This is a genomic window from Actinomadura sp. GC306, assembly GCF_004348665.1.
Lineage (GTDB): Bacteria > Actinomycetota > Actinomycetes > Streptosporangiales > Streptosporangiaceae > Spirillospora.
The window spans coordinates 1-8,393 of the sequence record NZ_SMKM01000286.1 but is presented as its reverse complement, the minus strand read 5'-3'; the positions used below and the strand labels follow the sequence as shown (position 1 = coordinate 8,393).

8 protein-coding genes and 1 rRNA gene are annotated in these 8,393 nt (G+C 69.9%); 3 read left to right on the top strand and 6 right to left on the bottom strand.

Features of this window, described 5'->3' with window-relative positions; all coding sequences use genetic code 11:
• The 4 genes from E1200_RS28190 to E1200_RS28175 all read right to left on the bottom strand — a co-directional run.
• A 16S ribosomal RNA gene (locus E1200_RS28190) occupies positions 1 to 114 on the bottom strand; the annotation flags it as partial.
• 640 nt (positions 115 to 754) lie between these two features.
• Positions 755 to 1,114, bottom strand: coding sequence for a hypothetical protein (locus E1200_RS28185; RefSeq protein ID WP_131955114.1), 360 nt, complete (start codon positions 1,112 to 1,114; stop codon positions 755 to 757).
• Positions 1,115 to 1,124: 10 nt separating this feature from the next.
• Positions 1,125 to 1,931: a polyphosphate polymerase domain-containing protein gene (locus E1200_RS28180; protein WP_131955113.1), complete on the bottom strand. Its 807-nt coding sequence runs from the start codon at positions 1,929 to 1,931 to the stop codon at positions 1,125 to 1,127.
• The gene (locus tag E1200_RS28175) at positions 1,928 to 2,569 is read right to left on the bottom strand and encodes a DUF4956 domain-containing protein (RefSeq protein ID WP_243708881.1); all 642 of its coding nucleotides are present in this window, start codon (positions 2,567 to 2,569) and stop codon (positions 1,928 to 1,930) included. Before E1200_RS28175 ends, E1200_RS28180 begins: the two co-directional genes overlap by 4 nt.
• A gap of 184 nt (positions 2,570 to 2,753) precedes the next feature.
• Here E1200_RS28175 and E1200_RS28170 point away from each other — a divergent pair, with 184 nt between their 5' ends.
• Genes E1200_RS28170 through E1200_RS28160 form a run of 3 tightly spaced genes read left to right on the top strand, consistent with a single transcriptional unit; the run spans position 2,754 to position 5,255 of the window.
• Positions 2,754 to 3,041 (top strand): hypothetical protein, encoded by a 288-nt coding sequence (locus E1200_RS28170; protein WP_131955111.1) that lies wholly within the window; start codon positions 2,754 to 2,756, stop codon positions 3,039 to 3,041.
• Entirely contained in the window at positions 3,016 to 4,599 is a 1,584-nt protein-coding gene (locus tag E1200_RS28165; RefSeq protein WP_207933577.1) for a HAMP domain-containing sensor histidine kinase, read from the top strand. The genes E1200_RS28170 and E1200_RS28165 overlap by 26 nt, the downstream gene beginning before the upstream one ends.
• Entirely contained in the window at positions 4,596 to 5,255 is a 660-nt protein-coding gene (locus tag E1200_RS28160; protein ID WP_131955110.1) for a response regulator transcription factor, read from the top strand. The genes E1200_RS28165 and E1200_RS28160 overlap by 4 nt, the downstream gene beginning before the upstream one ends.
• A gap of 10 nt (positions 5,256 to 5,265) precedes the next feature.
• Here E1200_RS28160 and E1200_RS28155 read toward each other — a convergent pair whose 3' ends face one another.
• Both E1200_RS28155 and groL read right to left on the bottom strand, forming a co-directional pair.
• Entirely contained in the window at positions 5,266 to 5,856 is a 591-nt protein-coding gene (locus tag E1200_RS28155) for a phospholipid scramblase-related protein (protein WP_131955109.1), read from the bottom strand.
• 202 nt (positions 5,857 to 6,058) lie between these two features.
• Positions 6,059 to 7,687 (bottom strand): chaperonin GroEL, encoded by a 1,629-nt coding sequence (groL, locus tag E1200_RS28150; protein ID WP_131955108.1) that lies wholly within the window; start codon positions 7,685 to 7,687, stop codon positions 6,059 to 6,061.
• Between the last annotated feature and the right edge of the window lie 706 nt (positions 7,688 to 8,393).

The following is an 8,393-nucleotide window of genomic DNA, read 5'->3' as shown; positions in this document are numbered from 1 at the left end:
TGTTACTCACCCGTTCGCCGCTCGAGTACCCCCGAAGGGGCCTTTCCGCTCGACTTGCATGTGTTAAGCACGCCGCCAGCGTTCGTCCTGAGCCAGGATCAAACTCTCCATTAAGGTCCAAACGACCAAACCCAGGGGGCGAACCCCAGACCCGGCCAAACCTCGGAAACAATCCCAGCAATAAACCCCCCAAAAGGGGTTCTTGCCTCAAAGAAATCCCCACCACCCCCACAAAAGAAGGGGCGGCCACGGGGCGACCCGACCAGAAAACACCGGTCGAGCCGATAAAGGCACTGGCTTTTAACACGCTGTTGAGTTCTCAAGAAACGGACACCCACCGCGCCGAACCCCGCTCCCGCGGACCCCGGCTCCGGGGCGACTCGCTTTTCACTCTACCGAATCCGGCGAGACTGTCAATTTCCCGTCTTTTCCGGCGCGCCGTTCCGGTGCCGCTTGCGCGGCGCCTTCCGGGCGGTGAAGCCATTTCACCAGATCTGGCACGATTTGCAAAATCGACCTTTTCCGGCCCACCACCGTTCAGCGGACACGGCGAGACCGTGTCTGCTTGGTCGGTAGTGGTTCCCCACGGGCCGGCCGCCTTCCGGCGTCCCGCTCCCCTGTGGGGCGGAGAGAACATTATGCCCCCGGCGACGCAACGTCAAACCGAACCGCGCGAATTTTTTCGCGGCGCCTCCGGCGGGTGCCGAGACGTTCTCGGCATTGTGCGTCCCACCTGCGGAAACGCTCGCCGCGGTCAGCTCGCCTGGGCGAAGTGCCCGCCGATGAACACGATGCCTTCGGCGAGGACCCAGAGGATGGCCGCGGCGGTGAGCATCCCGGTGACCCGGTGGGGATCTCTCCGCAGGCGGTACAACACGGCCGCCGCCAGAATGATTCCCACGGCCGGGACGACGGGGATCAGGGAGACGAGCACGGCATTTCGGACGTCGGCGGCGCAGGACGGGTCCGGGAGGCCGTCCGTTCCGCAGAACCCCTGCTCAGCCCATCCGTCGAGTGCGGTGAACACCCAGAGCACGGCGAGGGTGAGGTTCGCCACGGCGGGGATGGCCGGTGAGATCCGCCAGTCGCTCGTGCCTCTCCCGACGACTTGCACATTTCATTACCTACCTCGGCGGGGCTGCGCCGTAAAGGGGCCGGTGTCCGTCGAAGAAGGCCCGCATCGCCGGGTGCCACGGGTTCGCGCGCATCCTCGGGTGGAGCACCGCCACGGCGACGCAGTACTTGCTGATCTTCACGGGCCGGACGCCGTGGTCGTGCAAGATGCGGTCCACCGGGGCGTCGGCCCGCTCGGACTTCGACTCGACCAGCACCATCCCCTGGTCGGCGGAAACGGCGGCGCCGGTGCGCGTGCAGGTCAGGTCCGCGTCCATCGTCACCCGGCCCTGGCCGGAGCGCTGGACGAGGGTTGAGCGCAGGTAGGTGGTCGTCACGGCCGGGACGACGGTCGCGGGCGGGTTCATCCGGTATGCCGTGAGCACGTCCTCAAGGAAGCGGCGGGCCGTGCCGTCCAGCTCCCCGCGGCGGTCGATGTCGTAGGGCATGCGTCGTTTGTCGGTGACGTCGCGCGCTCCCGCGAGCTTCACCTCGAACGTGCATTCCCGGCTGTCCAGGTACGCCCGGGTCCGGATCTTGAAGCGGTGCCGGCGACCCTGCCGGTGCTGGCGGAACGTGAGGAGATCGGGCGTGTCGAAGTAGGTGGACGAGTAGCGGAACCGGCGCAGTCCGCCGATGTCCAGCGCCGCGTACTCGCCGCCGAGCCGCGGAAGCACGGCCTCGCAGACGGCCGCCGGTACCAGGTACTTCCGGTCGACCCGGGTCTGCAGCTCGGCACGGTCGAGAACCTCAGCCAGGCTGATGGGCGGCAACGCACCCGTGAGGCGCCCCAGGGCCGATGCTCCGTCGGTGGTCATCGCGCCGCCCGTCCCGCGGGGTACGCCTCCGGCACGGTGTACGTCGCGTAGGGCGACCGGAGAGCTGGCCCATGGGGAGTGGGCCCGGTGGCAGGCCGGCGGAAGCGAACGTCCACGAGCATCACGTCCCGCACGTAGTCGACCTCGGTCACGTTGCAGGCCAGCACCGTCCCGCCGAGGCGGTTCTCCAGGTCGGCGCGGAGTACGGCCGGGTCGCGGTGGACGACGTCGAGCGTGACCACACGGTGCTGGGTGCGTGCGGAGAGCCGCGGGTGGTCGGCGACGTACATCACCGCGAGGAGGATCACGTCGAGCAGGACCGCGAGCCACGGGATGACGGCGGCGATGCCGTTCACCAGGCCCAGCGCCAGCGCGACGAAGTAGTAGCCGATCTCCTCCTGGGTGATGGCGTCCGACCGCAGCCGGATGATCGACAGGACGGCGAACAGGCCGAAGCCGACGGCGATGTCGGCGCGCTCCGCTAGCAGCAGCGACACGACGGTGAAGACGCCGACGTTGACCGCGATGTACGCGAGCCGCAGGTCACGGCGGTGGTGCCGGCGGAAGTAGATCCCGTACGCGAGCACGGTGATCGCGGCAAGGTCCGCGGCGAGACCGTACAGGACATGCGCGGCCACGGGGCGCCTCCTCGTCATCGGGGTCGGATCAAGGAAGACGGTCCCGGGCCGGGATGGGACGAAGGTGAGAGCCAGATGAGGAAACTCTCATGTGGGGCCCCGAACGGACTGTGAGCTGGCCGAATGAGGGCCTTTTCATTTCGCGTTAACCGGCTGTTCGCCAGCGATATGCGAGGTTGTTTCCATGTCCGTTCGCACGTCTTTCATCGGGATCGTCGCGGCCGCGGCGCTGATCACGGCTCTGGTGGCCGGGCTAGTCGCGGCGCACGAGGGCTCCCCGCCGTCGCTCGGGAACACCATCGAGGTCAGCCCGTCGTCCACCACCGGGGAGGGGCGGCCGACAAAGGCGTCGACGCCGGCCTCGTCGGCACCGTCCGTACCGGCGACGGCGGGCGGCGACGCGGTGCCGCCCCCGCCGGTCCCCCCGGGCGACGACGATGACGATGATGACGACGACGACGATGACGGCTGAGGTCCGCGTCACCGCGCGGGCGCGCATCGTCGGCTGGATGCTGCTGCTCGTCGGGCTGGCACTGGCCGGTTCCGTCGCCGTGACGTGGTCGGTGCTGTCCGCGCGGCTGGACGACAGGGTCGACGGCGAGCTCACCCACGAGGCCAGCAAGCTGCGGAGCTATGCCCGGAACGCCGAGGACCCGGCCACGGGCCGCCCCCCGGCGAACGCGTCGGAGCTGCTGACGGACTACCTCGTCCGCAACCTCCCCGACGACTACGAGACCTTCTTCTCGGTGGTGGACGGGCGGGCCGAGCGGCGCAGCGCGCAGCAGCCGCCGGCCCGGCTCGACCGCGACGCCGCGTTCGTCGCCAGGGCCGCCCGCGCGCGGACGCCCGCCTACGGCACGGCGCCCAGCGCGGCCGGCGAGGTGCGGTACGCGGTGCTGCCGGTCCGGGTCGCCGGCGACCGGCGGCAGGCGGCGCTGGTCGTGGTGCAGTTCCGCGACATACAGCGTGCCGAGGTGACCGAGACGAGCCAGGTCCTGGGCTTCACCGCTTTCGGGGCGCTGGCGGTGGCCGGGCTGGTCGGCTGGCTCATCGCGGGCCGGGTGCTCGCGCCGATCCGGCTCGTCCGGCAGACCGCCGACCAGATCGGCGAATCGGATCTGACGCGGCGGCTCGTCGTCCGCGGCAACGACGACGTGGCGGCGCTGGCGTCCACGTTCAACCGGATGCTGGACCGGCTGGAGTCGGCGTTCGCCGCGCAGCGCCGGTTCCTCGACGACGCCGGCCACGAGCTGCGGACGCCGATCACCGTCATCCGCGGCCACCTGGAGCTGATGGACGACGACCCGGCCGAGCTCGAGGAGACCCGCGCGCTGCTCATGGCGGAACTCGACCGGATGAACCGGATGGTCACCGACCTGATCATGCTGGCGAAGGCGGACCGCCCGGACTTCCTGACCGTCGGGGAGGTCGACCTCGCGGACCTCACGGTCGACGTGGTGGCCAAGGCGCGCGGGCTCGGCGACCGCCGCTGGCGTGTCGGCGCCGTCGCGGAGGTGCGGGTGCTGGGGGACGCGCAGCGCCTGACGCAGGCGCTGATGCAGCTGGCGGCCAACGCGGTCCGGCACACCGGGGACGGCGACATGATCGAGGTCGGGTCGGCGGTGCGGGACGGGACCGTGCTGCTGTGGGTGCGCGACACGGGGCCGGGGGTCGCGCCGCACGACGCCGGGCGGATCTTCGAGCGGTTCGTCCGGGGCGGCCGGGAGACCCGTCCGGCGGACGGCGCGGGTCCGGGGGACGGCGCCGGGCTCGGGCTGGCGATCGTCGCGTCCATCGCGAGGGCGCACGACGGGACGGCGTACGTGGAGAGCCCGCCGGACGGCGGCGCGCGGTTCGTCCTGGCCCTGCCGCTGCGTCCGGCGTTCGTCCCCTGGGCGGACGACGCGGACGCCGACACCGACGCGGACGCCGGGACGGTCGTGGTGCCGTCCCCTGCCGGTGAGACCCGTCCCGGGGTCGAGGCGTCCGGTGGCGTGGAGGCGTCTGGTGGCGTGGAGGCGGCGCGGTGAACCGGATTCTCATCGCCGAGGACGAGCGGCGGATCAGCTCGTTCCTTGAGAAGGGGCTGCACAAGAACGGATTCACGACGCTGGTCGTCTCCGACGGCCTGTCGGCCTACGAACACGCCCGCGGCGGCGGGTTCGACCTGATGATCCTCGACCTGGGGCTCCCGGTGCAGGACGGTTTCACGGTGCTGCACCGGCTGCGCGGCGAACGCGTGACGATCCCGATGATCATCCTGACGGCGCGGGACGGCGTCGCGGACACGGTCGCCGGGCTGGAGGGCGGCGCCGACGACTACCTCGCCAAGCCGTTCGCCTTCGAGGAGCTCCTCGCGCGGATACGGCTGCGGCTGCGGGCGGAGCGGATCCCGGAGGCGACCGTCCTGCACGCCGGCGGGCTCGGCCTCGACCTGCGGACCCGGCGCGCCCGGGTCGGCGACCGGACCGTCGAGCTGACCGCCCGCGAGTTCGCGCTCGCCGAGGTGTTCTGCCGCCACCCCGACCAGGTGCTGACCCGCGAGCAGCTGCTCAGCCGGGTGTGGGGGTTCGACTTCGACCCCGGCTCCAACATCGTCGACGTCTACATCCGCTACCTGCGGCGCAAGCTGGGGCCGGGGCTGATCGAGACGGTCCGCGGGGTCGGCTACCGGCTGCGCCCGTGACGGCGGCCGGTCAGGTGATCTCCTTGGACTCGTGGAGGTTCATGTCCATCACGATCGCCGTCGTGACCGCCATGGTCCGCAGCGGCTCCGGGACGGGGTCGAAGATCTCCACGGTGTACTTGTCGGCGGTCGTCAGCAGGTGCGTGGCGAGGCCCGCCCACTTCTTGCGGACGTGCGCGACCTTGGTGCCGCCGTTGTCGAGCACCTCGAAGTTGTTGCGCGGGACGTCCACCTCGACGGCGCCGATGAGGGTGCCGTCGCCGTCGTAGATGACATAGCGGCGGCCGACCCGCTCGGTGACGAAGGAGCCGATCGCCTCCTCCTTGGGGCCGAGGATCTCGGTGTAGTCCCGTCCGCGCAGCTTCTCGACGGTCAGCAGGAGCTCACCGCCGGGGGTGGTGAGCTGGACGGCGCGGGCGTCGAGGTTCGACTTGCCGGGGACGATGCCGCGCATGGCCTCGGCGCGTCCCTCGTCCACCGACGGTGCCGCGATGGCGAGCACGGTGTCGTCGCCGTCGAGGACCTTGTAACGCGATTTGCCGAACGGTCCCCTGCGAGGCTGTTCAACCTTCAGCACGGAGGAACTGAACGGGTCGCTCATGCATTCTCCCAGCCTCGTCACGGAGCGGTCTCGCCGAGGCATACGGTACGCCAAAGCCCCCTGCCGTAAGGGCTACCGGTTAGGCCAGTCCTTGCCTTCGTCCTTCTTCGGCACGGCTCGGCGTGGTCGCGTCCGGCGGAAAACGCAAAAGGGACGGCCCGTGGGGGCCGCCCCTTTCCTGCGTGTGGCTACACGCCGCCGATCAGAAGTCCATGCCGCCGGCGTCGGGCATGCCGCCCGCCGGGGCCGGGTTCTTCTCGGGCTTCTCCGCGATGACGGCCTCGGTGGTGAGGAACAGCGCCGCGATCGACGAAGCGTTCTGCAGCGCCGACCGGGTCACCTTGGCCGGGTCGAGGATGCCGGAGTCGAACATGTTGACGTACTCGCCGGTGGCGGCGTTCAGGCCCTCGCCGGGCTTGAGCCCGCGGACCCGCTCCACCACGACGCCGCCTTCGAGGCCGGCGTTGATGGCGATCTGCTTGACCGGCTCCTCCAGCGCCCGCTTGACGATGTTGGCCCCGGTGGCCTCGTCGCCGACGAGCTCCAGCTTGTCGAACGCCTTGGTGCCGGCCTGCAGCAGCGCCACGCCACCGCCGGGGACGATGCCCTCCTCGACCGCGGCCTTGGCGTTGCGGACGGCGTCCTCGATGCGGTGCTTGCGCTCCTTCAGCTCCACCTCGGTGGCGGCACCGGCCTTGATCACCGCGACACCGCCCGCGAGCTTGGCCAGGCGCTCCTGGAGCTTCTCGCGGTCGTAGTCGGAGTCGGTGTTGTCGATCTCGGTGCGGATCTGGTTGACCCGGCCCGCGATCTCGTTGGCGTCACCGGCGCCGTCCACGATCGTGGTCTCGTCCTTGGTCACGACGACCTTGCGGGCGCGGCCCAGCATGTCGGTCGTGGTGTTCTCCAGCTTGAGGCCCACGTCCTCGCTGATGACCTGGCCGCCGGTCAGCGTGGCGATGTCGCCCAGCATGGCCTTGCGGCGGTCACCGAAGCCCGGGGCCTTCACGGCGACGGACTTGAAGATCCCGCGGATCTTGTTGACGACCAGGGTGGCCAGCGCCTCGCCCTCGACGTCCTCCGCGATGATCAGCAGCGGCTTGCCGGACTGCATGACGCCCTCGAGGACGGGCAGCAGGTCCTTGTTCGCCGACGCCTTGCCCTGAACGATCAGGATGTACGGGTCCTCGAGGACCGCTTCCATGCGCTCGGGGTCGGTCACGAAGTAGTGCGAGATGTAGCCCTTGTCGAAGCGCATCCCCTCGGTCAGCTCGAGCTCCAGACCGAAGGTCTGGCTCTCCTCGACCGTGATGACGCCTTCCTTGCCGACCTTGTCCATCGCCTCGGCGATCATCTCGCCGATCTGCGGGTCGCCGGCGGAGATGGAGGCCGTGGAGGCGATCTGCTCCTTGGTCTCCACGTCCTTGGCCAGCTTGGACAGCTCCTCGCTGACCCGCTCGACCGCGGCCTCGATGCCCCGCTTCAGCGACATCGGGTTCGCCCCGGCGGCCACGTTCCGCAGGCCCTCGCGCACCAGCGCCTGGGCGAGCACGGTGGCGGTGGTGGTGCCGTCACCCGCGACGTCGTCGGTCTTCTTGGCTACTTCCTTGACGAGCTCGGCCCCGATCTTCTCCCACGGGTCCTCGAGCTCGATCTCCTTCGCGATCGACACGCCGTCGTTGGTGATCGTGGGAGCGCCCCACTTCTTCTCCAGCACGACGTTGCGCCCCTTGGGACCAAGGGTCACCTTCACGGCGTCGGCGAGCTGGTTCATGCCACGCTCGAGCCCGCGCCTGGCATCCTCGTCGAACGCGATCATCTTTGCAGCCATAGGCTCCAGTCCTCCCGGAACAAGGTGGCTTGAAAGGATCGAGCCGACGCCCGCGACGGACGGCCCCCGCACCGACGACTTCCATTCCGCCGCCGGCCTGGGGCCTCATCGCCCCGACCCAGACTGTGAAGTTGTCACTCTCCACAGCAGAGTGCCAACCGTTTTTTAGCACTCTACCCTGCCGAGTGCAAGCGCCGCGCACCCTCGCCGGGGGAAGGTTCAGCTACCTGCGGGGAACCGTTCTGACCTGGGCCGGAGGGTGTTGGGGGAGGTCGGCGGGTGTTGAGGGAGGTCGGCGGGCGTGTCCGCGTCCGCCGCGCTGCCGGGCGGTGACGGAACAGTCGCGGAACATGGTCCACGGCTCGACGCCAGCCGGCGTGGACGGTCCGCGGGCCGGGTGCCAGATCCAGCGGCGGGCCGGAGGCGGCCGAGAAGTTCGGACGCTATACGCCTCGGGGCTCCAGCGATCTTCGCCGCGCTGTGGGGCCGTGGACGCCCCATTGCCCCTCTGGACCCCTCTGGAGCGGCCGGGAAAAGGATCGGGATGCCCGTCTCCCCTATGCTCGCCACATCGCTGAATTGAAGCCGGAGGCACCGATTGCGGCCGGGCAAGGGGGCCGGGTGGGCGCATTGTCGACTTCCGTTGTCATTTCTGCTGAGTGTACGGGAGGGGCATTGTCGTAAGTTCTGGGGGACGGCGCCGGAG

Bases quoted from the DNA above. Each gene is read 5' to 3' on its own strand.
- E1200_RS28180 (WP_131955113.1), bottom strand. From the start codon at position 1,931: ATGACCACCGACGGAGCATCGGCCCTGGGGCGCCTCACGGGTGCGTTG.
- E1200_RS28170 (WP_131955111.1), top strand. From the start codon at position 2,754: ATGTCCGTTCGCACGTCTTTCATCGGGATCGTCGCGGCCGCGGCGCTG.
- E1200_RS28155 (WP_131955109.1), bottom strand. From the start codon at position 5,856: ATGAGCGACCCGTTCAGTTCCTCCGTGCTGAAGGTTGAACAGCCTCGC.
- groL (WP_131955108.1), bottom strand. From the start codon at position 7,687: ATGGCTGCAAAGATGATCGCGTTCGACGAGGATGCCAGGCGCGGGCTC.
- E1200_RS28165 (WP_207933577.1), top strand. From the start codon at position 3,016: ATGACGACGACGACGATGACGGCTGAGGTCCGCGTCACCGCGCGGGCG.